General features: G+C 67.6%; 2 protein-coding genes. Both read right to left on the bottom strand.

Annotation, left to right across the window (positions count from 1 at the left end):
- Positions 1-22: 22 nt before the first annotated feature.
- A complete protein-coding gene (locus LHA35_RS28465; RefSeq protein ID WP_226615280.1) occupies positions 23-175 on the bottom strand; it encodes a hypothetical protein in 153 nt (50 codons plus the stop codon).
- Positions 176-312: 137 nt separating this feature from the next.
- A complete protein-coding gene (locus tag LHA35_RS28460; RefSeq protein ID WP_226615277.1) occupies positions 313-519 on the bottom strand; it encodes a cold-shock protein in 207 nt (68 codons plus the stop codon).
- Positions 520-652: the final 133 nt, after the last annotated feature.

Genomic DNA, 652 nt, shown 5'->3' with positions numbered 1-652 from the left:
CCGCGCGCCCCGCCGTCCTCCGTCAGCCGATCAGGTCGAGGACGATCTGGCGGATCTCGTCCTGCGTCAGGCCCGAGGGCTCGGGCAGGTACGGTGTTGCGATGGGATGGGCCGTCCTGGCCGTCCCTGTCCTGGGGCCGAGCCTCGTCGAGGCTCGCAATGCTGTCGTGTTCACTCTGTCCTTTCGCGGCCGCGTCACAGGCGACGTGGCCTTCCGGGGCGCCCGCAATCGAGAACGCCCCGCATGCCCGCGCGATCCTTGCCGGACCCGCCTGGCGGGCGAGGCGGTGGAAACCGCCCCGCCCAAGGCCGTCAGGCCTGCTTCAGATTGCCGGCCGAGGTCTTGCCCTGCTGGCCGCGCTGCAGCTCGTATTCGAGCTTGTCGCCCTCGCGCGGCTCCTGGATGCCCGAGCGCTGGATGTCGGAGATATGCAGGAAGACATCCTTCGAGCCGTCATCCGGCTGGATGAAGCCGTAGCCCTTGGTTGCGTTGAACCACTTGACGGTGCCGGTAGCCATGGCGGTGCTCCGTATAGAAATAGGTACCGCCCCGCGACATTGCCGGGCGGATCGAACATCGAGGGGAGACGGACACCGGGCTCGGCGCTCGATCACGAGCTATGGAGAGCAGGCCGAACCAAACGAGGCTGAC

Source organism: Roseicella aerolata (assembly GCF_020523605.1).
GTDB classification, from domain to species: Bacteria; Pseudomonadota; Alphaproteobacteria; order Acetobacterales; family Acetobacteraceae; genus Paracraurococcus; species Paracraurococcus aerolatus.
The sequence above is the reverse complement of the archived record's forward strand: the minus strand, read 5'-3'. Positions and strand labels throughout refer to the sequence as shown.

Coding starts and splice junctions, on each gene's coding strand:
- LHA35_RS28460 (WP_226615277.1), bottom strand. CDS start 519: ATGGCTACCGGCACCGTCAAGTGGTTCAACGCAACCAAGGGCTACGGC.